At 71.3% G+C, this 23,402-nt stretch carries 19 protein-coding genes; 2 read left to right on the top strand and 17 right to left on the bottom strand.

The annotated features are described in order from the left end of the window. Positions 1–236 precede the first annotated feature (236 nt). The 6 genes from ACFV2J_RS33825 to ACFV2J_RS33800 form a co-directional block, all read right to left on the bottom strand. Positions 237–1,895 (bottom strand): beta-N-acetylhexosaminidase, encoded by a 1,659-nt coding sequence (locus tag ACFV2J_RS33825; protein ID WP_385082901.1) that lies wholly within the window; start codon positions 1,893–1,895, stop codon positions 237–239. 13 nt (positions 1,896–1,908) lie between these two features. Next, positions 1,909–2,754 carry a carbohydrate ABC transporter permease gene (locus ACFV2J_RS33820; RefSeq protein WP_385082899.1) on the bottom strand — a complete coding sequence of 282 codons (846 nt, stop codon included), beginning with the start codon at positions 2,752–2,754 and terminating at the stop codon, positions 1,909–1,911. Further along, on the bottom strand, positions 2,751–3,695 hold the full coding sequence (locus ACFV2J_RS33815) for a carbohydrate ABC transporter permease (RefSeq protein WP_385082897.1): 945 nt from the start codon (positions 3,693–3,695) through the stop codon (positions 2,751–2,753). Before ACFV2J_RS33815 ends, ACFV2J_RS33820 begins: the two co-directional genes overlap by 4 nt. A gap of 4 nt (positions 3,696–3,699) precedes the next feature. Then, entirely contained in the window at positions 3,700–5,007 is a 1,308-nt protein-coding gene (locus ACFV2J_RS33810) for an extracellular solute-binding protein (protein WP_385082926.1), read from the bottom strand. A 280-nt stretch (positions 5,008–5,287) separates the two neighbouring features. Further along, entirely contained in the window at positions 5,288–5,584 is a 297-nt protein-coding gene (locus ACFV2J_RS33805) for a DUF3039 domain-containing protein (RefSeq protein ID WP_010986534.1), read from the bottom strand. 208 nt (positions 5,585–5,792) lie between these two features. After that, a complete protein-coding gene (locus tag ACFV2J_RS33800) occupies positions 5,793–6,368 on the bottom strand; it encodes a YqgE/AlgH family protein (protein WP_266699464.1) in 576 nt (191 codons plus the stop codon). 280 nt (positions 6,369–6,648) lie between these two features. Here ACFV2J_RS33800 and murA point away from each other — a divergent pair, with 280 nt between their 5' ends. Then, positions 6,649–7,995 carry a UDP-N-acetylglucosamine 1-carboxyvinyltransferase gene (murA, locus tag ACFV2J_RS33795; RefSeq protein WP_385082895.1) on the top strand — a complete coding sequence of 449 codons (1,347 nt, stop codon included), beginning with the start codon at positions 6,649–6,651 and terminating at the stop codon, positions 7,993–7,995. Positions 7,996–8,161: 166 nt separating this feature from the next. On the opposite strand, the gene ACFV2J_RS33790 is transcribed toward murA, so the two are convergent. From ACFV2J_RS33790 to ACFV2J_RS33765, 6 genes are all read right to left on the bottom strand, one after another. Further along, positions 8,162–8,443 (bottom strand): HU family DNA-binding protein, encoded by a 282-nt coding sequence (locus ACFV2J_RS33790; RefSeq protein ID WP_148008648.1) that lies wholly within the window; start codon positions 8,441–8,443, stop codon positions 8,162–8,164. Positions 8,444–8,916: 473 nt separating this feature from the next. Continuing rightward, positions 8,917–10,338 carry an NAD-dependent malic enzyme gene (locus ACFV2J_RS33785; RefSeq protein ID WP_385082893.1) on the bottom strand — a complete coding sequence of 474 codons (1,422 nt, stop codon included), beginning with the start codon at positions 10,336–10,338 and terminating at the stop codon, positions 8,917–8,919. A gap of 434 nt (positions 10,339–10,772) precedes the next feature. Then, positions 10,773–13,244: a HelD family protein gene (locus ACFV2J_RS33780; RefSeq protein ID WP_385089756.1), complete on the bottom strand. Its 2,472-nt coding sequence runs from the start codon at positions 13,242–13,244 to the stop codon at positions 10,773–10,775. An 83-nt stretch (positions 13,245–13,327) separates the two neighbouring features. Continuing rightward, complete coding sequence (locus tag ACFV2J_RS33775) at positions 13,328–14,110, bottom strand: zf-HC2 domain-containing protein (RefSeq protein WP_385089759.1); 783 nt, start codon at positions 14,108–14,110, stop codon at positions 13,328–13,330. A gap of 38 nt (positions 14,111–14,148) precedes the next feature. Next, the gene (locus tag ACFV2J_RS33770) at positions 14,149–14,688 is read right to left on the bottom strand and encodes a sigma-70 family RNA polymerase sigma factor (RefSeq protein ID WP_148009411.1); all 540 of its coding nucleotides are present in this window, start codon (positions 14,686–14,688) and stop codon (positions 14,149–14,151) included. 237 nt (positions 14,689–14,925) lie between these two features. Next, positions 14,926–15,513, bottom strand: a complete 588-nt coding sequence (locus tag ACFV2J_RS33765; RefSeq protein WP_385089762.1) for a CGNR zinc finger domain-containing protein — start codon at positions 15,511–15,513, stop codon at positions 14,926–14,928. A gap of 202 nt (positions 15,514–15,715) precedes the next feature. Here ACFV2J_RS33765 and ACFV2J_RS33760 point away from each other — a divergent pair, with 202 nt between their 5' ends. Then, complete coding sequence (locus tag ACFV2J_RS33760) at positions 15,716–16,270, top strand: DUF1772 domain-containing protein (RefSeq protein ID WP_385089765.1); 555 nt, start codon at positions 15,716–15,718, stop codon at positions 16,268–16,270. Here the strand turns inward: ACFV2J_RS33760 and ACFV2J_RS33755 are convergent. The 5 genes from ACFV2J_RS33755 to ACFV2J_RS33735 form a co-directional block, all read right to left on the bottom strand. Beyond that, positions 16,219–17,379, bottom strand: a complete 1,161-nt coding sequence (locus ACFV2J_RS33755) for a uroporphyrinogen-III synthase (RefSeq protein WP_385089768.1) — start codon at positions 17,377–17,379, stop codon at positions 16,219–16,221. The genes ACFV2J_RS33760 and ACFV2J_RS33755 overlap by 52 nt on opposite strands. Positions 17,380–17,479: 100 nt before the next feature. Next, positions 17,480–18,859 carry a nitrate/nitrite transporter gene (locus ACFV2J_RS33750; protein ID WP_385089770.1) on the bottom strand — a complete coding sequence of 460 codons (1,380 nt, stop codon included), beginning with the start codon at positions 18,857–18,859 and terminating at the stop codon, positions 17,480–17,482. Between the two features lie 177 nt (positions 18,860–19,036). Beyond that, on the bottom strand, positions 19,037–20,305 hold the full coding sequence (locus tag ACFV2J_RS33745) for an acyltransferase (protein ID WP_385089773.1): 1,269 nt from the start codon (positions 20,303–20,305) through the stop codon (positions 19,037–19,039). Continuing rightward, on the bottom strand, positions 20,302–22,524 hold the full coding sequence (locus tag ACFV2J_RS33740; RefSeq protein ID WP_385089776.1) for a glycosyltransferase: 2,223 nt from the start codon (positions 22,522–22,524) through the stop codon (positions 20,302–20,304). The genes ACFV2J_RS33745 and ACFV2J_RS33740 overlap by 4 nt, the downstream gene beginning before the upstream one ends. Then, a partial coding sequence (locus ACFV2J_RS33735) for a hypothetical protein (RefSeq protein ID WP_385442240.1) occupies positions 22,524–23,402 on the bottom strand: 879 nt, incomplete at its 5' end. The genes ACFV2J_RS33735 and ACFV2J_RS33740, both read right to left, overlap by 1 nt.

Here is a 23,402-nt window from a genome sequence, read left to right as displayed (position 1 = left end):
CGCGTACGGTACGTGCTGACAGGGCGGACGTGGCAACTCTGGCACATCTTCCCCGGCCCCCGACGCGGGGGTCCGCTAGGAGGCATTCGCCCCTCTCACCAGGGAGATGGTCCGTTTTCGTACGGCATCGCCGGTCAGTGCGAATTGCCACTCTTCGGTGAGCCTTGGGGGCCTTTTTCCTCGTCGGGCCCCGGTGGCGGGCCCGGCGGCCCGGGACACGCCGCCCGGGAGCCGCCTCACACGTTTGGGGGCGCCCCCTCGATCGGGCGTCCGAGCACCCCGGGGCGCTTCTGCCACGGAAGCGGCCCTCCGGGCGGCCGGTAGGCCACTCCCAGGGCGTCAAGTCGCCCGTAGTGGACGGCCATCCGCCGTTCGAAGCCGGCGAAGTCGCGCTCGGCGGGGGCGGGGAGCGCGCTCCAGGCGACCTCGGCGAAGGCCGCGAGCCGGGGGAAGACCTGGTAGTCCACGCGCGCGGGGTCCTCCATCACCTCGGTCCACGCGTTGGCCTGAGTGCCCAGCACATGCCGCGCCTCCGCCTCGGTGAGCTCGGACGGAACGGGCTCGAAGCGGTAGACGTCCTCCAGGGTGCGGACGTACGCGATGGGCACCGGCTCGTCGTCGCCGGCGGCCTGGCGGTAGTCCAAGTACACCTGCTGCTCGGGGCACATGACGACGTCGTGGCCCGCGCGGGCGGCCGTGATGCCGCCCTGGTACCCGCGCCACGAGGAGACCGCCGCGCCGTCCGCGAGACCGCCCTGCAGGATCTCGTCCCAGCCGATCAGCCGACGGCCGCGCGCGGAGAGCCAGTTGTCGAAATGCCGGACGAACCAGGACTGCAACTCGTCCTCGTCCGCGAGCCCCAGTTCCTCGATACGCGCCTGCGCGGCCGGCGACCGCTCCCACTGGTCCTTGGCGCACTCGTCGCCGCCGATGTGGAAGAAGTGCGAGAACGGCCCGGCGTCCGCCGGGAACAGGTCGAGGAGTTCCTCGAACACCCCCTCGTAGAAGCGCAGGGTGCTGTCGGTGGGGGCGAGTACGTTCTCGGAGACGCCCCACGAGTCCCAGACGGTGAGCGAGGCGGTGTCGACGACGTCGGAGTTGCCCAGTTCCGGATACGCGGCGATGGCCGCCTGAGAGTGCCCCGGGATGTCTATCTCGGGCACGACACCGATATGCCGCTCGGCCGCGTACGCGACGATCTCGCGGATGTCGTCCTGGGTGTAGAAGCCTCCGTGCGGCTTCTCCTCCCACAGCGGCGAGGCGCGGTGGCCGAATTTCGTGCGCGCCCGCCAGGATCCGACCTCGGTCAGCCTCGGGAAACGTTTGATCTGAACACGCCAGCCTTGGTCGTCGGTGAGATGGAAGTGGAAGACGTTGAGTTTGTGCGCGGCCAGCAGGTCGAGGTAGCGCAGGACGCCTTCCTTCGGCATGAAGTGCCGGGACACGTCGAGCATGAGACCGCGCCAGGGGAATCGGGGGGCGTCCTCGACGGAGCCGGCGGGCACGGTCCATCTCGCGTCGGGCGCGAGGGGCGCGCGCCGGAAGGCGTCCGGGCCGAGCAGCTGACGCAGCGTCTGCGCTCCCCAGAACACACCGGCCGGACCCCCGCCGCGGAGATCTACGGCGTCCGCGCCGACGTGCAGCCGGTAGCCCTCGGCGGCGAGGTCACCCGTGTCCGGCGGGTCGGCACGCAGGCGGATCACCCCGCCGTCGCCCCCGGCCCCGGGCGCCAGCGCGAACCCCGTCACGGCGCCGAGCGTGGCCCGCAGCCAGCGCGCGGTCGTCTCCGTGCCGGGCCCGGCATCGATCACGGTGGCCCCGTCGATGACGAAGTCGCCGGCACCGGGGACGCGCCACACGGCACCCGGCGCCGGAATCAGTGCGGAATCCGTCATGTCCATCAGTCCATCAGTCCTTCACCGCTCCGCCGAGGCCGGAGACCAGTCGTCGCTGTACGAGTACGAAGAAGATCAGCACGGGAATCGTCATCACCGTGGACGCCGCCATCACGCCGCCCCAGTCCGGCTCGTCGGGCTTGTAGAAGACGAGCAGCGCCATCGGCAGGGTGGACTGCGAGGTGTCGCTGATGATGAAGGACTTGGCGAACAGGAAGTCGTTCCAGGCCGAGATGAAGGAAAAGACACTCGTGGCCACCAGTCCCGGGAAGACGAGCGGGAAAAGGATCTGCCAGAGGAATCGCGCGCGGCTCGCCCCGTCGATGTACGCGGCCTCCTCCAGCGCGTCCGGTACGGCCTTCACGAAACCCCGCAGCATCCAGATCGCGAAGGGCAGCGAGAAGGCGATGTGGGGCAGGATCAGCGAGCCCAGTGTGTTCAGCTGACCGAAGTCCCGCATGAGGAAGAAGAGGGGGATCGTCAGCGCCTCCACGGGCACCATCTGCGCGACCAGGAACATGATCAACAGGGTGGTCCGGAATCGGAAGCGGAATCGCGTGACCGCCGTCGCCGCGAGAAACGCGATCAACGCCGAGACGACGACGACCGAGCCGGCCACCACCAGACTGTTGAGGAAGTAGCGGCCGAATTCCTGCTGCCCGAAGACACGCCGGAAGGAATCCAGCGAGGGCGAAAGCGTCCAGGGCCGGGGCTCGGTGGACCGGATCTCACCGGCCGGTTTGAAGGCGCTGAGCACCATCCAGTAGAGGGGGAACGCGACGGCCACCGCGATCAGCAGCGCGGAGGCCTCCGCGGCGAGCCGCCACGGCCGGCGTACGGCGATCCTCGGAAGGCTCACAGTTCCTCCCCCTGCTTGCGCAGCAGCCTCAGGTACCCGAGCGTGACCGCCAGCAGGATCACCAGCATCACCACACCGATCGCCGAGCCGAGGCCGTACTGCGAGGAGGCGAACGCCTTCTGGTACGCGTAGACGTTCAGCACGAGGTTCTGTCCGGCGATACCGCCCCCGTTCGTCATCACGTAGATCTGCGTGAAGACCTTGAAGTCCCAGATGACCGACTGGATGGTGACGACCACCAGGATCGGCCGGAGCATCGGCGCGAGCACCGAGCGCCAGATCCGCCACTGCGAGGCGCCGTCCAGCGCGGCCGCCTCCAGCACCTCGGCCGGTACGGCGCGGATACCCGCGTACACCGTCACCATCACGAACGGGAAGGAGCACCACACCACTTCGAGCAGGACCAGGGCGAAGGCGCTGTAGCGGCCGTACGTCCAGGAGTGGTCCCCGAGGCCGAGCATCCGGTCGACGGGACCGAAGTCGGGGTCGAAGAGGAACAGCCAGACGGTGGACCCGGTGACGGCGGGGGTCGCCCAGGCGCCGAGCGCGGCCAGCATCAGCGCCAGCCGCGGCAGGGCCCGCACCCGGGTGAGGAGCACGGCGAGCGCGCAGCCGACGGCCAGCGTGGAGACCACGCAGGCCGCCGCGAACACCACGGTGGCGGCCAGCACCTGCCAGAACTGGTCGTCGGCGAAGAGCTCCGCGTAGTTGCCGAAGCCCGCGAAGGTGGTCGGCTCGCCGCCGCTGACCTGCGCCTGGGTGTAGTTCAGGAGCGAGATCAGGCCGAGCTGGTAGACGGGGTAGACGAGCAGCCCGCCGAGGACGACGAGGGCGGGGGCGAGGTAGAGCCAGGGGACTGGGCCGGCACCGCGGGGCCGGCGCCGGGCGGGCGCCCGTTCGGTCACCGGAGCCCGCTCCGCCACCGCCTCTTGCGTGGTCATCCGCTCAGCCCGCGGAGCTGAACGCGTCGTTCATCTTCTTCGCCGCGTCCTTCGAGGCCGCCGGCACGTCCTTCTTGCCGCTGATGACCTCCTGGAACATGGTCGGCAGGACGAGCGAGGCGTCGATCTGCGACCAGGCAGGCGACGCGGGCACGAACCGGGCGCCCGAGGCGAGCGTCTTCACGAAGGGCGCGACGAACGGCTGCTTCCTGGCCACGTCGTCCCGCACGTCGGTGTACGTGGGCAGAAACCCCATGGCGTCGAAGAGGGCGGCCTGGGTCTTCTTGCCCGCCAGCTCCTCCATCAGGCCGACCGCCAGGGTGCGGTGCGAGGTGCTCTTCAGGACGCCGAGGTTGTTGCCACCCGCGAACGCCGGGGCGATCTCGCCCGCCTTCACGCCCGGCAGCGGCACGACGGCGTACTTGCCCTTGATCTTCCCGGCCTCGATCGCGGCGTGGCTGAAGTCGCCCCCGATGGCCATGGCCGCCTTGCCCGAGGAGAACGCGGTGACCGTGTCGTTGCCGGTCATCGCCGCGCACTTGGCGGCCGGACAGTTGTCGTCACCGAAGAGCGAGGTGTACGTCTTGATGCCCTTCTGGGCGGCGGCGCTGTCGATGGTCGCCGCGTACGAACCGCCCTTGCCCTCGGCGAGTTCACCGCCCCGGGACCAGATGAACGGCATCGCGCCGTACGTGTAGGCGCCGCCGACCGCGAGTCCGTACAGGTCCGGTTCGGCCGCCCGGACCTGCCGGGCGGCGGCGACCAACTGGTCCTGGGTTCTCGGGACTTCGATGCCGAGGTCCTTGAAGATGTCGGTGCGGTAGTAAAGGGCGCGGACGCCGACGAAGAAGGGGGCGCCGTAGATCTTCCCGTCCACCGTCACCGACTGCCTGGCCGTCGGGTCGGTGTCCTTGGACTCGCTCCAGTCCGCGAACTCGCCGGTGACGTCGGCGAGTCCGCCGTCCTTGACGTATCCGGCGGTGTCCGTGTTGCCGTACTCGATGACGTCCGGGGCGCTCTTCGGGTCGTTGAAGGCGGCCTTCATGCGCTGGGCGCGGGTCTCCACGGGGATGTACTCGATGGTGACCTTGGTGTCCTTGTGAGCCTTCTCGAAGGTGGCGACGGCGGCGTCCACGACCTTCTCCTTCGGCGCGTTGCTGACCTCCTGGAAGAGCCAGACGCGCAGCGTCCCGGTCTTCTCGTCCTTCCCGGAGGCGGAGTTGCCGGAGCTCTGGGGGGCGCACGCGGTGGCGGTGAGAGCGCCGACGGCGAGTGCCGTCGCGGCGGCGGCCGTGCGGACGGAGAGATTCACCGTGCGGATGGAGAGGTTCAACGGGAGCTTCATCGAGCGTCCTCCGGTGGGGGTGCGTTGCAACATGCGCAATGGGGGTTTTGCTCTGCACAACACACCGGAGGCTATGGAGTACATGAACATGCCCACAAGAGGTCTCCACCACTCTGTGACCACAGGACGCACTCCGTGCAACGCGCGCACGACGAAACCGCGGCACCCCGCTCAGGGATGCCGCGGTCCTGTGCCGCGGTCCTGCTCGCTCCACGCGGCGAACCGCGCCACGAGGGCGCGGAGGCGCCTACTTCTTGTCGCCGCCCTTGTCCTTGTCGCCACCGGCGCCCATGGACTCGTAGATCTCCTTGCACATGGGACACACGGGGTACTTCTTCGGGTCGCGGCCCGGGACCCACACCTTGCCGCAGAGGGCCACGACGGGCGTGCCGTCGAGGGCGCTCGCCATGATCTTGTCCTTCTGGACGTAGTGGGCGAAGCGCTCGTGGTCCCCGTCGCCGTGCGACACCTGCGGCGTCGGCTCCACGAGGGTCCCCGTCCCAGTGCCGCGCTGGGGCTGGGTCTCAGGCTCAAGAGTGCTCATGGGAGCAAGGGTAATCAACGACGCGCCGCTACAGCGACGGGCCCGCGTCACAGATGGACAGCCGTACGAAGAGCGACCGCGCGTTCCCGGTCGTCCGCCCCGCCGGGGACCCCGCCCGGGGCCGGGCGCGGGGTGCGGGAGGCGGGCTGTGCGCGGGTGCTGGAGGCGGGCTGTGCGCGGGTGCTGGAGGCGGGCCGGAGCACGCCGGTCAGTTGAGGGAAGGGTCGTCCGGATATGTCGCCACCATCGCCAGTTCGTTGCGCTGGCGGCGCAGCACCTCGCGCCACAGGCGTTCCGGGGAGGGGGACGAGACGTCTCCGGGTTCGGACTCGACCACGTACCAGGCGCCCTCGACCAGCTCGTCCTCCAGCTGGCCGGGGCCCCAGCCCGCGTACCCGGCGAAGATCCTCAGGGAGCCGAGGGCCGAGGCGAGGAGTTCGGGCGGTGCCTCCAGGTCGACCAGGCCGATCGCGCCGTGCACACGCCGCCAGCCGAGCGGTGCGCGCTCCCCGGACGCCATGCCGCCCGGGATCACCGCGACACCCAGCGCCGAGTCCAACGACACCGGGCCGCCCTGGAAGACGACTCCTGGCTCACCGGCCAGATCCGCCCAGGCCTCCAGGATGTCGCTGACATCCACCGGGGTCGGACGGTTGAGGACGACACCGAGCGAGCCCTCCTCGTCGTGGTCGAGGAGCAGCACCACCGCGCGATCGAAGTTCGGGTCCGCCAGGGCGGGCGTGGCCACGAGCAGCCGCCCTGTGAGCGAGGACACCTCGGTCATGCCAGACATGATCCCGCATCTTCCCCGCGTAGGGGGACCCAATACCCGTAACCGAGTGAATGCAGCTCAGGGCGCAGAGAAGCGTCCCCCGCGCACGGCGGCTCCGGTGACCCGGTGTGCCCGATACGGAACGGTTCGTGTTGTGGCAAAGCTATGACGCTGTCAGGTGGTACTCGGGCTTACGGAAGGGGGGTGGGCGGCGATTACCCTTGCTGTTCGGCTCCCGCCCAACAGGCCTGCCGATGCGTACCCATGCCCAACTCTTCGGATCGCGAGACACATGACCGTCAACGGCTCTGACGATGTACTGATTGTCCACGGCGGAACCCCGCTCGAGGGCGAGATCCGTGTCCGCGGTGCGAAGAACCTCGTACCGAAGGCCATGGTCGCGGCCCTGCTGGGCAGCGCGCCGAGCCGGCTGCGGAACGTCCCCGACATCCGCGACGTGCGTGTCGTGCGCGGACTTCTGCAGCTGCACGGCGTGACGGTGCGCCCGGGCGAGGAGCCGGGCGAACTGGTGCTCGACCCCTCGCACGTCGAGAGCGCGAACGTCGCCGACATCGACGCGCACGCGGGCTCGTCGAGGATCCCGATCCTCTTCTGCGGACCGCTGCTGCACCGGCTGGGCCACGCCTTCATCCCGGGCCTCGGCGGCTGCGACATCGGTGGCCGTCCCATCGACTTCCACTTCGAGGTGCTGCGGCAGTTCGGCGCGAAGATCGAGAAGCGGGCGGACGGGCAGTACCTGGAGGCCCCGCAGCGGCTGCGCGGCACCAAGATCAAGCTGCCGTACCCGTCCGTGGGCGCCACCGAGCAGGTGCTGCTGACCGCCGTCCTGGCGGAGGGCGTCACGGAGCTCGCGAACGCGGCCGTGGAACCGGAGATCGAGGACCTCATCTGCGTACTGCAGAAGATGGGCGCGATCATCGCCATGGACACCGACCGGACGATCCGCATCACCGGCGTGGACTCGCTCGGCGGCTACACCCACGCGGCCCTGCCGGACCGTCTGGAGGCCGCCTCCTGGGCGTCCGCGGCGCTGGCGACGGAAGGCAACATCTACGTCCGGGGCGCCCAGCAGCGCTCGATGATGACGTTCCTGAACACCTACCGCAAGGTGGGTGGCGCGTTCGAGATCGACGACGAGGGCATCCGCTTCTGGCACCCCGGCAGCCAGCTCAACGCGATCGCGCTGGAGACGGACGTCCACCCGGGCTTCCAGACCGACTGGCAGCAGCCGCTGGTCGTCGCCCTGACGCAGGCCACCGGCCTGTCGATCATCCACGAGACGGTCTACGAGTCCCGCCTCGGCTTCACCTCCGCGCTCAACCAGATGGGCGCGCACATCCAGCTCTACCGCGAGTGCCTGGGCGGCTCGAACTGCCGCTTCGGCCAGCGCAACTTCCTGCACTCCGCGGTCGTTTCGGGCCCGACCAAGCTCCAGGGCGCCGACCTGGTCATCCCCGACCTGCGCGGCGGCTTCTCGTACCTGATCGCCGCGCTCGCGGCCCAGGGCACCTCCCGGGTCCACGGCATCGACCTCATCAACCGCGGCTACGAGAACTTCATGGACAAGCTCGTGGAGCTCGGCGCGAAGGTGGAACTGCCGGGCAAGGCGCTCGGCTAGGGAGCGTCGCGAGGCGGGCGGGACTTTCGCAGCACGCCCTCGACACGGCAGGACGCGCCCGGCTCGTCACGGTCGCGGATACGACGATGGGGCGGCCCCCGGTGAAGGGGGCCGCCCCATTGGCGTTACCGGACCTCGTGCGCCGTCCCGTGGCACACGCAGGAACCTACTTACCCTTGGCCGCTTCCTTGAGCTTGCTGCCCGCGGAGACCTTCACGCTGTAGCCGGCCGGGATCTGGATCGGGTCGCCGGTCTGCGGGTTGCGCGCGGTGCGAGCGGCACGGTGGGTGCGCTCGAAGGTCAGGAAGCCGGGGATGGTGACCTTCTCGTCGCCCTTGGAGACGATCTCGCCGACGGTCTCGGCGAACGCGGCCAGAACGGCGTCGGCGTCCTTGCGGGTCACCTCGGCGCGGTCGGCCAGCGCGGCCACCAGCTCACTGCGGTTCATGTTCTTACTCCCGTGTTCTTCTTGCCGTTGAGGCGTGCCACGCGGCGGAGCCGCATGTCGGATGCGGCGAAGCCGATGCTGCCAGGGTCCTCGGTCGGTCCCCGGACCCGGGTCCGTAGCCAGACCCTCGCGCCCGAAGACGCATCCTGCCCCCACCTGCGGCGGGAAAGCCAATCCGGCACCCCTGGGAGTCACACGAACACCCTTGGGAGTCACACGAACACCCTTGGGAGTCACACGAAAAGCGCCACTGCCTCAATGTGGTGACGCTTCGTCCGCTCCCGGCAGCGGATCGCAGGGCCTGCGAAGGCCTGAGCCTGGCCGCCACCCTAGAGGGCGCCCGCGGGCCCCGCGTTCCACGACGCGCCGGTGCCGGACCGGCCGTGGCGATCGTCACAGCCGGTGCGCGCCCGGGCGTGTCCCGCTCCGGCGGTCCACGCGTCCGGCGCGCCCCCGGACCGGCGCGCCGGGGTCTACTCGGCCGCCGACGCCCCCGCCGCCTTCGCGGCGTTGCGCACCGCGCCGGCGACGGCGCCCGCGACCTTGTCGTTGAAGACGCTGGGGATGATGTAGTTCGGGTTCAGCTCGTCCTCGGTGACCACGTCCGCGAGGGCCGTCGCGGCGGCCAGCATCATCTCCGTGTTGACCGTGCGGGACTGGGCGTCCAGCAGGCCGCGGAAGACGCCCGGGAAGACCAGCACGTTGTTGATCTGGTTGGGGAAGTCGGAGCGGCCGGTGGCGACAACTGCCGCCGTCTGGCGGGCGATTGCCGGGTCGACCTCGGGGTCCGGGTTCGCGAGCGCGAACACGATGGCGCCCTCGGCCATGGCGGCCACGTCGTCGCCGTCCAGCACGTTCGGGGCGGAGACGCCGATGAAGACGTCGGCGCCGCGCACGGCCTCCTTCAACGTGCCCGCGAGGCCCTCCGGGTTGGTGTTGTCGGCGATCCAGCGCAGGGCGGAACCGGGGGCCGCGTCGACCAGGTCCGCGCGGTCGGCGTGCACGACACCGTGGATGTCGGCGACGACCGCGTTCTTGACGCCCGCCGCGATCAGCAGCTTGAGGATGGCCGTACCGGCCGCGCCCGCGCCGGACATGACGACCCGGATGTCACCGATCGCCTTGCCCGCCACCCGCAGCGCGTTGGTGAGGGCGGCCAGGACGACGATCGCGGTGCCGTGCTGGTCGTCGTGGAAGACGGGGATGTCGAGCGCCTCGCGCAGCCGGGCCTCGATCTCGAAGCAGCGGGGCGCGGAGATGTCCTCCAGGTTGATGCCCGCGAACCCGGGGGCGATGGCCTTGACGATCTCGACGATCGCGTCGGTGTCCTGGGTGTCCAGGCACAGCGGCCAGGCGTCGATGCCGGCGAAGCGCTTGAAGAGGGCCGCCTTGCCCTCCATGACCGGCAGCGCGGCCTTCGGACCGATGTTGCCCAGGCCCAGCACGGCCGAGCCGTCCGTCACGACCGCAACGGAGTTGCGCTTGATGGTGAGGCGGCGGGCGTCCTCGGGGTTCTCGGCGATCGCCATGCACACCCGGGCCACGCCCGGGGTGTAGATCATCGAGAGGTCGTCACGGTTGCGGATGGGGTGCTTGGACTGCATCTCGATCTTGCCGCCGAGGTGCATCAGGAACGTACGGTCGGAGACCTTGCCGAGGGTGACGCCCTCGATGTGGCGCAGCTGCTCCACGATCTCGTCGGCGTGCGACGTGGAGGTCGCCGCGATGGTGACGTCGATCCGGAGCTTCTCGTGACCGGAGGCGGTCACGTCGAGGCCGGTCACCGAGCCTCCGTGGGACTCGACGGCCGTGGTGAGCTGGGAGACCGCGGTTCCGCTCGCGGGCACCTCCAGCCGGACCGTCATCGAGTAGGAGACGCTGGGCGCCGTTGCCATGGCCGACTTCCTCTGCTTTCACCGTGTACTGCCGTGTCGCTGGTATGCCGTCCGATCGTCGCACCTACCGCGGAGTACGTGGTAGCCGCCCCGGGTTGCGAACGTTTTGTTCGCCGACGGATGACGCTTCGGAAAACAAATTCCACCATACGAGATTCAACCTGGCGGTGGTAGGGCGGGCCGGGAAGGAGCACGCGCCGCGAAAATGAACTTTCGGGACGGGAATTGCCTTGCGGGGATCCTTTGTTACCGTGGACGTGACACCGGCCCGATCCAAGCCCCCGGGCCCAACCTTCGTCGCTACGAGCGACCACTTGCCGCGAGGCGAGCATGGCGGGTCGGTGTCGTGAACGAACGAGAGGCCCACGTCACCCCGTGACGTGGGCCTCTCGCCCTGTCCGCCCTGTGCCCGGGCCCCGGGCACAGGGTGTGCCTCAGTCCCGCAGCAGGTCCGGCACCCCGTTCCCGTCCGGCTCGTCCCGCTCGCCGGAGACGATGGTCAGCTGCTGGGTCGCCCGGGTCAGCGCGACGTACAGGACCCGCAGGCCCGCGGGCGACTCGTCGGCGATCTCCGCCGGCGAGACGACCACCGTCGCGTCGTACTCCAGCCCCTTCGCCTCCAGGCTGCCGAGGGCCACCACCCGGTCGCCCAGGCCCGCGAGCCAGCGCGCGGCCTCCTCGCGCCGGTTCATGGCCACGACGACGCCCACGGTGCCGTCCACCCGCTCCAGGAGGTGCGCGGCCTCGGCCCGCACGGTCTGCGCGAGCGAGTCCTCCACGACCGCGAAGCGCGGCGCCACGCCGGTGGACCGGACCGCCGACGGGGACTGCGATCCCGGCATGGCCAGGGCGAGGACCTTGGCGGCCAGCTCGGCGATCTCGGCCGGGTTGCGGTAGTTCACCGTCAGGGTGAAACGGCGCCGCGGACGGCTGCCCAGCGCCTCGTCACGGGCCTGCGCGGCCTCGTCCGGGTCGGACCAGGAGGACTGCGCGGGGTCACCGACGACGGTCCACGTGGCGTGCCGCCCGCGTCTGCCCACCATCCGCCACTGCATCGGCGTGAGGTCCTGCGCCTCGTCGAGGATGACGTGCGCGTACTCGGTCCGCTCCTGGGCCAGCCGCTCGGCCCGCTCGCGCTGCGACTCCTCGCGCACGGGCATCAGCTCCTCCAGGCCGGTGAGCTGGTCCAGCGGGTCCAGATCGCGCCGCTTCCTGGGCCGGGCGGGCGCGCCGAGGATCGCCTGGAGCTCGTCCAGCATCGCCACGTCGTGCACGGAGAAACCGTCCCGCTTGAGCGAGCGCGCCACCCGGCGGACCTCGCCCGGGTTCAGGATCCGCCGCGCCCACCGCCCGAGCCGCCGCTCGTCGGCCATCGCCGCCAGTACCCCGCGCGGGGTCAGCTCCGGCCACCACGCGTCCAGGAACGCGATGAAGCTGTCCTCGGAGGCGACGTCCTCGTCGAACGACGAGCGCAGCTCCGCGGCCAGCTCGGGGTCCGAGTGCCGGGTCCCGGCGCCGGACTGCGCCCACAGCGCGTCCAGCAGCAGCTTGCGGGCGCGCGGGCGCAGCAGGTTCACCGGGGCGGTCCCGCTCAGCGCGTTCTGCTTGACGCGGTCCAGCTCGGCGGCCTCCAGCTCCAGGCGCCGCCCGAAGGCGACCACCCGCAGCCGGCCGGCCGGCGGCTGGGCGGGAGCCTCGGGGCTGTCCGCGCCGAAGGCGAGCTGCTCGCCGGAGCTCCCGGAGCCCGTGGAGCTCCGTCCGGAGCCCCTGTCCCCCCGTCGCGAGCCGGAGCCCTGGGAACCCTGCCGGGAGCCTCCCGGCGCCTCCAGTGCCCCGCGCGCCGCCTTCCGGAGCACCTTGAGCATGCGGTAGGAGCCCTTGGCGCGGGCGACGGCCGGGGAGTCGTACAGGGTCGCCTCCGCGTCGTCGACGAGGGAGCCGATGGCGCGGATGGCGACCTGGCCCTCCTCGCCGAGGGAGGGCAGCACGCCCTCGGTGTACGCGACCAGGAGCGGGGTCGGGGAGACGACCAGGATGCCGCCCGCGTACCGGCGGCGGTCCTGGTAGAGGAGGTAGGCGGCGCGGTGCAGGGCGACCGCGGTCTTGCCGGTGCCCGGTCCGCCCTCCACGTACGTCACGGAGGCGGCCGGGGCCCGGATCACCAGGTCCTGTTCGGCCTGGATCGACGCCACGATGTCCCGCATGGTGTGGCTGCGGGCCTGGCCGAGGGCGGCCATGAGCGCGCCGTCGCCGATCACCGGGAGCGCCTGGCCGTCCAGGGTGGCCTTGAGTTCCGGACGCATCAGGTCGTCCTCGACCCCGAGGACCCTGCGGCCCTTGGAACGGATCACCCGGCGGCGGACCACCCGGCCCGGGTCGACCGGCGTCGAGCGGTAGAACGGAGCCGCGGCGGGCGCCCGCCAGTCGATGACGAGCGGCGCGTAGTCCGCGTCCAGCACCCCGATACGGCCGATGTGGAGCGTCTCGGCGATGGAGGCGTACTGACCGGTCTCGTCGGCGCGGACCGCGCCCTCGGCCGGTTCGACGGCCGTGTACGCGCCGTCCGGCCCCTTCTTGCCGTCCTTCCCGGGCAGGAGGTCGATCCGGCCGAAGAGGAAGTCCTCGAACTCGTTGTTGAGCCGGTTGAGGTGGATCCCCGCCCGGAACACCTGGGCGTCACGCTCCGCGAGCGCTCCCGGCGTACCGACCTGGCCGCGCTGGGCGGCGTCGTTCATGAGGAACTCCGCCTCGTGGATCTTCTCCTCGAGGCGCCGGTACACCCGGTCCAGATGTTGCTGCTCGACCCCGATCTCACGCTCCCGTACGGAGTCGTCCTTGACGGACTCCTCCGGTACGGAACCGTGGACCGGGCCGAGCGCGGTTTCCTGCTGAGCCTGAGCGGCCACCGGGCCCCCTTCTGACGTGCTGGGCAGCCGTCAACCGTACGCGAAGGGGACCCCGGGAGGCTACGTGCGCGCCCCGGCCTCGCTCACGCCTTCACCTGTACGAGCCGCTTGCCGTCGAAGGTCATGACCTCGAAGTGGTCGATCTGGTTGGGCTCGAAGGCCGCTCCGCCGTGTACGTAGAGCGGGTTCTTCGCCTGCTCGGTCTTGGCGCCCGGGATGCCGTAGCCCCACTCGGGGACCGCCCAGGAGGTGACCGTCTCACGCTCGCCGTTCTTGCCCACGGCGATCAGGGAGCACTTCAGCGGGCCCTTGACGTTCGAGAGCTGGAGGACCGCGTGGGTGCCCCAGTCCTTCGACTCCACCGCGACGGTCGCCTTGGCCTTGGTCGTCGGGTCCGTGGCCGTGACCTTGTCGGTCATCGTCTGGAACGCCGCCTTGGCCGGACTGGTGGCCATCGCCGCGGGCGTCTTGGTGCCGCCGTCGCCGCCACTGACCGCCATCACGGTGAGCGGGCCGCCGATGATCAGCGCTGCCGCCGCGGCCACCAGGTACATTCCGCGCCGGCGCTTGACGGCGCGGCGCTGGGAGACCTCGTCGACCAGCCGTTCCGCGAGCCGTGGGCTCGGGCGGGCGGACAGCGACTCGCCGATGGCGGGGGTGCCCTGTGCCGCCGGCAGGTCCGCGAGGGCGGCGAGCATCGGTTCCATCCCGGCGAGCTCGTCGAGCTGCTGGCCGCACCACTCGCAGGTGGCGAGGTGGGCCTCGAAGGCCGTGGCCTCCGCGTCGTCGAGGATGCCGAGGGCGTAGGCGCCGACGGTTTCGTGGATGTTGTCACCGGGGTTCTGCTGTCCCCGTGGTCCCTGCATGGCTCCTGGACCGCCCGTTCCGAATCCCCCGTACGTGTTCATGCCGTCACCCCCCGCTCCTCCAGCGCCAGCTTCATCGAGCGCAGGGCGTAGAACACCCGCGAGCGCACGGTGCCGCTGGGTATGCCGAGCGTTTCGGCCGCTTCATTGACCGTACGCCCTTTGAAGTACGTTTCGACCAGAACCTCCCTGTGAGCAGGGGTCAGGTCGTCCAGCGCGTCCGACAGTGTCATCAGCCACAACGCCTTGTCGATCTCGTCCTCCGCGGGGATGACCTCCAGCGGTGCCGGGTCCACCTCCTGCGGCCGGGCCTGCCGGCTGCGGTGTCCGTCGATGACGATGCGCCGCGCGACCGTCACCAGCCAGGGTCGTACCGAACCGGTCGCCCGATTGAGCTGACCGGCGTTCTTCCAGGCACGGATGAGTGTTTCCTGCACGACGTCCTCGGCGCGCTGCCGGTCGCCGGCGACCAGCCGCAGCACGTATGCGAGCAAGGGACCCGCGTGCTCCCGGTACAGCGCACGCATCAGCTCCTCGTCGGGTTCGCTGTTCGACGAAGCCGACGCGGACGGATTCATGCGATGTCGGGCCCTTGACCTTCGTTCATCAGCCACGGCCGAATCCTTGCGCACGCCTACCTCCGGTGTCCGGGGGTTCCCCCAGTCGGTCGCTCATGACGGGGTACGTGCGGGGTCGGGCCCGTGTTCAAAGAGGCGGTACATATTTCCTGGTGGAGTTGTGAAGATCTCTCCATGACCACGCCGCGCGATCGGGAGATCACGTAGCGGTGGAGAAGAGGTCTTCGGAGGGCGGTTTCACGCTCGGGCGAGAGCGGCCCGTCGGCGGTGCCGGGCCACGCGCTCCCGGTTGCCGCACACCTCACTGGAGCACCATCGCCGGCGCCTGCCACGGGAGGTGTCGAGATAGACGATCGGGCAGTTGTCACCCGCGCATTGTCTCAGGCTCGCGCGCGCCGCCGGATCGGTGAGCAGGTCGAGTGCGTCACGGGCGATCACGGCGAGCAGCCCGGCACAGCCGGGCGGGGTGTGCAGCGCGCGCCGCAGCGAGCCGTCCTCGGCCCGTACGGCCGCGGGGGCGGGCGGGGCGGCGAGGGCGAGCGCGTTGACCCGGGCGAGCGCCGTCACGGCGGGCCGTCCGTCCAGTTCCCCCCGGACCAACCGGTCGACCTGACCGCGTAGTTCGCGAAAGCCGACGAGCCAGGTGGTGTCGGCGGCCGCCAGCGGTGTGGCCGCCGGGACGAGGCCGGACCGGGTGATCCAGGCACACAGCCGGTCCACCGCGTCGAGCCGTTCCTCCGGGTGGGTGGTCGCCAGGAGGTCCAGGCAGATCCGCCCGGAGTCGAACCGCAACTCGTACGAGGCCGTGGCCATGCCCGATGCCATGTGCCTGTCACCGCCTTGGGGTTACCGCCGTGGGGGGTACCTCCTACAGTGCATGCCCGCGCGCGCCGCCGGAAGACCCGGTACCGCACAGGCCGTGGACGGACGCGGGGGCAGCGGCACGGACGGCGGCGTGGACGTCCGCTTATGCGGCCGCGCGCCTCGGCCATGTCCCCTTCCCCGTCACGCCGGTTGACTCGGTGCCATGACAGAGAACAGCACGGGACGGCCGGGGGCCGCCGCAGGTGTCCTGGGCGCGGCCACGGTCCTGACGGGTCTGGTCGCGGGCGTCTTCTACATCTTCGCCTGCGCCGTCATGCCGGCGTTGGCGCGCAGCGACGACCGCGTCTTCATCGAGGTCATGGGGAACATCGACGACGTGATCCAGAACCCGGTGTTCTTCCTCGCCTTCCTGGGCGCACCGGTCCTCACGGCCGTCTCCGCCCGGCAGTTGCGAGGGTTCCCCCACCGGCGGTGGGTGTGGGCGGCCCTGGCCGCGTACGCGCTCGCCCTCCTCGTCACCACGGCCGTCAACGTGCCGCTCAACGACCGGCTGGCGGACGCGGGCGACCCGGCGCGGATCGCCGACCCGGCCGCCGTGCGCGAGCGCTTCGAGGACGCCTGGGTCACCTGGAACGTCGTACGGGCGCTGCTGTCGACGTTCGCCCTGGCCTGCCTCGCCCGCGCCCTGCTCCTCCACCGCGGGGCCTACCCGTCCGCGTACTTGGAGTCGGCGGCCGGGTCGAGGGCCAGCCGGTAGCCGCGCTTGACCACGGTCTGGATGAGTCCGGGGACGCCCAGCGCGGCGCGCAGCCGGGCCATGGCCGTCTCGACGGCGTGCTCGTCGCGTCCGGCGCCCGGCAGCGCCCGCAGCAGTTCGGCGCGCGCCACCACCCAGCCCGGCCGCCTCGACAGGGCCCGCAGCAGCGACATCCCGGCGGGCGGTACGGGACGCAGCGCGCCGCCGACCAGCACCGCGTGCCCGCGGATCTCCACCCGGCGGCCGGCGACCGGCAACGTGCGGGCGCGGCCCGGGAGTTCCTGGCAGAGCAGTTGGACGAGGGGGCCGAGCCGGAAGCGCTCGGGCTGGACGGTGGCGACGCCGTGGGCCTGGAGCGGCAGCGCGGTGACCGGGCCGACGCAGGCGGCCAGCACGTCGTGGTGGAGGGCGGCGAGCAGGTCGGGGAGCAGGCCCCGTCCCTCGGCGCGGGACAGCAGGGAGGCGGCGGCGGGCGCGCTGGTGAAGGTGAGCGCGTCCAGGCCCCGGGTGACGGTGGCGTCCAGCAGCCGGTCGACGGGGCCGATGTCCTCCGGCGGCATCCACCGGTACACCGGCACGGGCACCACCTCGGCGCCCGCCGCCCGCAGCGACTCCACGAATCCGGGCAGCGGTTCACCGTGCAGCTGCACGGCGATCCGGCGGCCCTCCACGCCCTGCTCCAGGAGCCGGTCGAGCACCTCGGCCATGGACTCGGAGGACGGCGACCACTCCTCGGTCAGTCCCTGGGCCCGTATCGCGCCCTTGACCTTGGGCCCGCGCGCGAGGACCTCGACCCCGCGCAGCCGTCCGAGCAGGGCCTCGCCGAGTCCCCACCCGTCGGCGGCCTCGATCCAGCCGCGGAAGCCGATGGCGGTCGTGGCCACCGCGATGTCCGGGGCCCGGTCGATCAGTTCCTCGGTGGCGGCGAGCAGTTCGCCGTCGTCGGCGAGCGGCACGATGCGCAGGGCGGGGGCGTGCTGGACACAGGCTCCGCGCCGCTGGAGCAGCGCGCCGAGCTCGTCGGCCCGGCGTGCGGCCGTCACGCCCACGGTGAATCCGGAGAGGGGGCCGTGGTCCTGCGGGGCGGGTCGCTGCGGTTCCTCGTACATGGCTCTCGTCTCGCGCTGGAGTCGTCGTGCACTTGCGGCCGGCCGAGCCTGTCAACGGCCCGTGACGGGCCCGGTTCCCCGTGATGTCACCCGTGTTACGTCAGACCCCGGCGTGGTCCGGCCGCGGCTTCGCCCCCGCGGCCGTGACGGACCGGGTCCGGGGTGCGGTCCGGCGAAGGTATACGGCCCAAGTGACCGCGACGCAGAGGCCGTAGAAGCCGAGGAAGGTCACGAAGGCCCCGGTGCCGGAACCGTAGGAGAGGAAGGACTGCCGCAGGGCGAGGTTGATGCCGACGCCGCCGAGCGCGCCCACCGCGCCGATGAGTCCCATGGAGGCCCCGGACAGCCGCCGTCCGTAGGAGGCGGCCTCCTCGCCCCGCAGTCCCCGGGCCACCGCGTCGGCCTGGAAGATCCCCGGGATCATCTTGTACGTCGAGCCGTTGCCGAGCCCGGTGAGCACGAACAGCGCGACGAAGGCGACGGTGAACAGCGGCAACGACCGCTGGACCGAGGCGGCCACGACGACGCCGGTGGCGCCGGCCATCGCGACGAAGTTCCACAGCGTGATCCGTGCCCCGCCGTACCGGTCGGCGAGCCGTCCGCCGACCGGCCGGACCAGCGAGCCGAGCAGCGGGCCGACGAACGTGACGTACGCCGCCTGGAGGGGCGTACGCCCGAACTGGTTCTGCAGCACCTGCCCGAAGGCGAAGCCGTAGCCGATGAACGACCCGAAGGTGCCGGTGTAGAGGAAGGACATGATCCAGGTGTGCGCGTCCTTCGCGGCGTCCTTGACGGCGCCGGTGTCGTTGCGCACGGAGGCGATGTTGTCCATGAAGACGGCGGCGAGCACGGCGGCGACGACGACGAGCGGGATGTAGATGCCCAGCAGTACGCGGGGGCCGCCGTGCGCGCCGATGATCGCGAGCGCCACGAGCTGGATGACGGGCACGCCGATGTTGCCGCCACCGGCGTTGAGGCCGAGCGCCCAGCCCTTGCGGCGCAGCGGGAAGAACGCGTTGATGTTGGTCATGCTGGAGGCGAAGTTGCCGCCGCCGACGCCGGCGAGCAGACCGACCAGCAGGAAGGTGGAGAAGGAGGTTCCCGGCTCCGTCACCACGAACGCGGCGACGGTCGGCACGAGCAGCAGGCACGCCGAGACGATCGTCCAGTTCCGGCCGCCGAAGACCGCCACCGCGAAGGTGTACGGCACCCGCACCACGGCCCCGACCAGCGTCACCACCGACGTGAGCAGGAACTTGTCGGCGGGGGTGAGTCCGTACTCGGGCCCCATGAAGAGCACCATGACCGACCACAGGGTCCACACCGAGAAGCCGATGTGCTCGGAGAGTACGGACAGGAGCAGGTTGCGCCGGGCGACCTTCGCCCCCGTGGCGTTCCAGAAGGTCTCGTCCTCCGGATTCCACTCCTCGATCCAGCGGCCTCCCCTGTTCCGGGCGGGGGCTGTGCTCGGGGCTGTCATGACGCCTCCACGGTTCTCCGGTGCGGTGCCCAGGTGTCGGCCGACGACCTGCTGGGTCCCGAAGGTAGGGAGGACGCGTTTCCGCGCTGTGGCCGCGGGTGACCGGAGCGGAACGTTGCTCTCACCGGGGAGCGGGGGCGACGGTGAGGTGGTGCCGTCGCCCCCCGCCGCGCGGGTCTAGGGCGCGGCCCGGTGGCCGCCCCGTGAGGCGCCGCCCTTCGGCTTCGCCCCGTTCGGCCACAGCCGCGGGCCGCGCTTGGCCGCGATGTCCTCGATCCAGCCGAAGGCCAGTACGGCCAGGCCGATGAGGGGCCACACCAGGACGAACGTCCACAGCATGTACGTAGCGTCCAGCGCCGCCGTCGCGCCGTCGCCGCCCATGAAGGGCAGGTCGTACATCCGGTCGACGATCGGGAACGTGGCCATGATCAGCATGTTGTGCCACAGATAGATGGTGACCGCGCGGTTGTTGGACAGCGTCACCAGCTTGTCCCACTTGGCCAGACGGCCCGGCAGTTCCCGCCAGGACGGGCTGTACTGGAGCAGGATCACGACGAAGCCGAAGGACCACAGCGCGTCGGCCAGCGGGATGTCGTTCAGGTCCCAGCCCTCCGGGCCCAGATGGCCCGAGGCCCACCACAGGGCCAGAGCCATCACCGCCGTCGAGCAGGAGATCGCGAGGTAGCGGGGGACCTTGACCAGCATCCCCTCGTGGTGGGCGAAGCCGAGGACCCAGCAGCCGCCGTAGACCGCGAAGTCGGTGACGGCGTTACCCGTCTCGCCGGGGAGGGTGACCAGCCCGGTGCCGACGACCGCCGTCAGCGCGAGCGGGGCCAGCAGGGTCGCCCACGGAACGCGGCGGAACGCCCACAGCAGGAGCGGGGACGCGACCACGAACCACAGGTACGCGCGCAGGTACCAGAGCGGGCCGGCGGCCTGCTCCGCCCAGGTGGAGTCCAGCAGACCCGAATCGGAGCCGGCGTGCGCGGGGTACGGCGGGGCGCCGACCGGGACGATGTAGTTGAGGACGTCGGCGACGCCCCAGCCGCCACCGCCGGTGTCCGGATCGTGCGCGGGGTTCCAGCCGCCCGCGAACATCAGGGCCAGCGCGACCGCGCTGAAGGCCCAGAGCGGGGGCAGCAGACGGCGCACGCGGCTCCGGATCACACTCCACGCGGGACGGCTCAGTGAGCGGGCCATCAGCGAGCCCGCCAGCGCGAACATCACTCCCATGGAGGGGAACAGGATCGACAGCCACGCCCAGCCGAAGAGGTGGTAGACGACCACCCGGACCAGGGCGATCGAGCGCAGCAGGTCGAGGTAGCGGTCACGGCCCGGCTTCCCGGCGGCCGCCGCGGGCGGCGGCGCGGACGCCGCCGGTTCGGTACGGACCCGGGCGGCACCCGCCTGCGGGGTCGCACCCGCCGTGTACTCGTGCGTCGTCACGCGACCGGCCTCCGGTCCTTCTCGTTCTCGTTCTCGCTCCGTGCCGTCCGCTGCCGGGGGATCGTCCCCGGCGCCTCCACCACACCCGTGCGCCGGAGCTTCTGCCAGCGCAGCCGGCCTCCGGTGAGAGCCGTGATCCAGGACTGGATCAGGACCATGTACATCAACTGCCGGTAGAGGATCTGCTGGAGCGGGAGCGAGACCAGGTGGGTCATGCGCTCGCGGTCCAGCCGGAAGGCGTACGCCGCGCAGACCCCCTGGACGGCGAGCACACCGAGCCAGGCGATGATCGTCTTCTGCGTCGGCCCGAACACCACTCCGTAGAGCAGGAAGACGTCGATCAGCGGGGCCAGCAGCGGGGCCAGCACCATGAACAGCGCCACCAGCGGCAGGCCCACCCGGCCGAAGCGGCCCGAGGGGCCCTTCTCCACGACGGCCCCGCGGTGCTTCCAGATCGCCTGCATCGTGCCGTACGACCAGCGGTAACGCTGGGACCAGAGCTGTTGCACGGACTCCGGCGCCTCGGTCCACGCGCGCGCCTTCTCCGCGTACACCACCCGCCAGCCGTCGCGGTGCAGGGCCATCGTGATGTCGGTGTCCTCGGCGAGGGTGTCGTCGCTCATGCCCCCGACCCGCTCCAGGGCGGAACGGCGGAAGGCGCCGACCGCGCCGGGGATGGTCGGCATGCAGCGCAGGATGTCGTACATCCGGCGGTCGAGGTTGAAGCCCATCACGTACTCGATGTGCTGCCAGGCCCCGATGAGGGAGTCGCGGTTGCCGACCTTCGCGTTGCCGGCGACCGCGCCGACGCCCGGATCGGCGAACGGCTGCACCAGCTCACCGACGGTGGCCGGTTCGAAGACGGTGTCCCCGTCCATCATCACGACGATGTCGTGGCGGGCGTTGGCCACGCCCCGGTTGAGGGCCGCGGGCTTGCCCGCGTTGAGCTGGCGCACGACACGGACGTTCGGCAGCCGCAGGTCCTCGACGATCCGGGCCGTGCCGTCGCTCGAACCGTCGTCGACGACCACGACCTCGACGGGGTGCTCGCTCGCCATGAGGGAACGCACCGTGTTCTCGATGCACTTGGCCTCGTTGTACGCCGGCACGAGCACCGACACCGGTTCGGTGACCGGGACCGGACCCCAGCGGAAGCCGTCGCGGCGCACCCGGCGGGCGTGCGCGGCGGAGAGCACGAGCATCATGCCGAAGCGGGTGAAGACCAGGACGCCGATGACGGCGATGCCGGCGACCAGGACGTCGGTGACGCCGTCGGAGGCCCCCACCAGGTAGATCCAGGCCCTGCCCTTCCACAGGTCGAGGCCGGTGACCGGGGTGTGCGCGCTGGGGGCGTCCAGCGCCTCGGTGAGGTTCTGGAACGCGTAGCCCCGCCGCTGGAGTTCGGGCAGGAACCTGTCGAGCGCCTCCACCGTCTGGTGCCGGTCGCCTCCGGAGTCGTGCATGAGGACGATCGCGCCCTTGCCGTCCTCGGGCGTGGCGCGGCGGATGATCTCGTCGACGCCGGGCTTCTGCCAGTCCTCGCTGTCGGTGTTGTTGACGACGGTGATGTAGCCGCGGCTGCCGACGTACTTCGTCACCGGCCAGGACTTGTTGTCCATGGCGTCGGCGAAGGAGGAGTACGGGGGGCGGAAGAGAGAGGTCCGGATGCCCGCCGCGCCCTCCAGGGCGAGCTGGCTCTGGGACAGCTCCCAGTCGATGCGTCCCTTCGACTGGTACGAGAGGTCGGGGTGGTTGAAGGTGTGCAGGCCGACCTCGTTCCCCTCCTCGACCATGCGTCGCACGAGCTCCGGGTAGCGCGAGGCCATCGTGCCGGTGACGAAGAAGACGGCGTGCGCGTGGTGCTTCGCCAGGACGTCGAGGACCTTGGGCGTCCACTTCGGGTCCGGGCCGTCGTCGAAGGTGAGGACGAGCCGGTGGTCGGGGACGCTCAGGCTGCTCGTGCGGCCACCGCGGGTGTCGATGACCGGGCCGCCGTCGAGGATCTTCTCCGGCACCTGGTCGGTCGCGGCCTCGGGCCGGACGCGGTGGTCGGCGAGGATCTCACTGTGGACGTAGCCACGCAGCATCAGCATCGCGAGCAGGGCGACGAGGAGCAGCGAAGGGACCAGGAAACGCATCGGCAGCCGCCGGCGCCGGGCGTTGGGGACCGGGCGCCGCGCACGGGGAGCGGACCCGTGCGCGCTGGTGCGGGAGGCCATCAGAGGAGGTTCCCCGTGGACGGGGTGCCGGTGGTGCCGGACGCGGGGCCGAGAGGGTGCGGCTCGACGGGGCCGTCGGCCACGGTTCCGCTGTCTCCGCCGAGCGGGCTCTGCGAGGTGCCCGGGGAGGGGTCCGCCGAGAGGGTCGGGGCGGGAGAGCTGGAAACCGGCGGGGACGGCACGACGACCGGTGCCTTGGTGGTGCTGGCGCTCGGCTTCGGCTTGCCGGTCGTGGAAGCCGAGGGCCCGGGGCCCGCGGGGGTGCCCGACGGTGTGGTGCTGCCCGAGACGGCGGGCTTCGGGGCGGCGCCCGACGTCGGCGTGGTGCCGCCACCGGCCGCCCTGCTCGGGGCGGGTGCCGCGCCGCTCGCTTCGGAGGGCCGCACCGACTCGGTGGGCAGCGGTGAGGTGTGGACCTGGCCGGCCGGCGGGTCGTCCTCCTGACCGGGCACCGGCAGCCAGGGCGCGGTGGAGTTGCCCGACAGCAGCGTGGCGCCGATGACCACGGCGTACACGGCGCAGGCGATGCCGACCAGGATGCCGAGGCGGCGGAATCTGCGGCTGCGGCGCCCCGACTCGTCGACGAAGACCGGACCGTCCGAACGCTCCGAGGTGCTCGGGACGTTCTTGGTCCGTTCGACGAGCCCGTCCTCCAGCCGGCGTCCGGCGCCGTCGAGTTGGACGGTCACCTCGTGGGGATCGTGGGTGTGGTCCGGCGCCTCGGGACGCTCCCAGGGAACGGCGGCGACGGGGCCGGAGGCGGCACGGGAGCCGCCGTCCGGTGCGCCCGCGACGGCACTCCGGTGGCTCGTGCCGACCGGACGGTCCGCGCCTGCCCGGCGGGGGGGGGGGGGGCGCGCGCCCGCCCCCCCCCGCGC

It is taken from the genome of Streptomyces sp. NPDC059668 (genome assembly GCF_042734135.1).
GTDB lineage: Bacteria > Actinomycetota > Actinomycetes > Streptomycetales > Streptomycetaceae > Streptomyces.
Note: the sequence above shows the minus strand (reverse complement) of the source record. Positions and strands in the feature narration are given on the sequence as shown.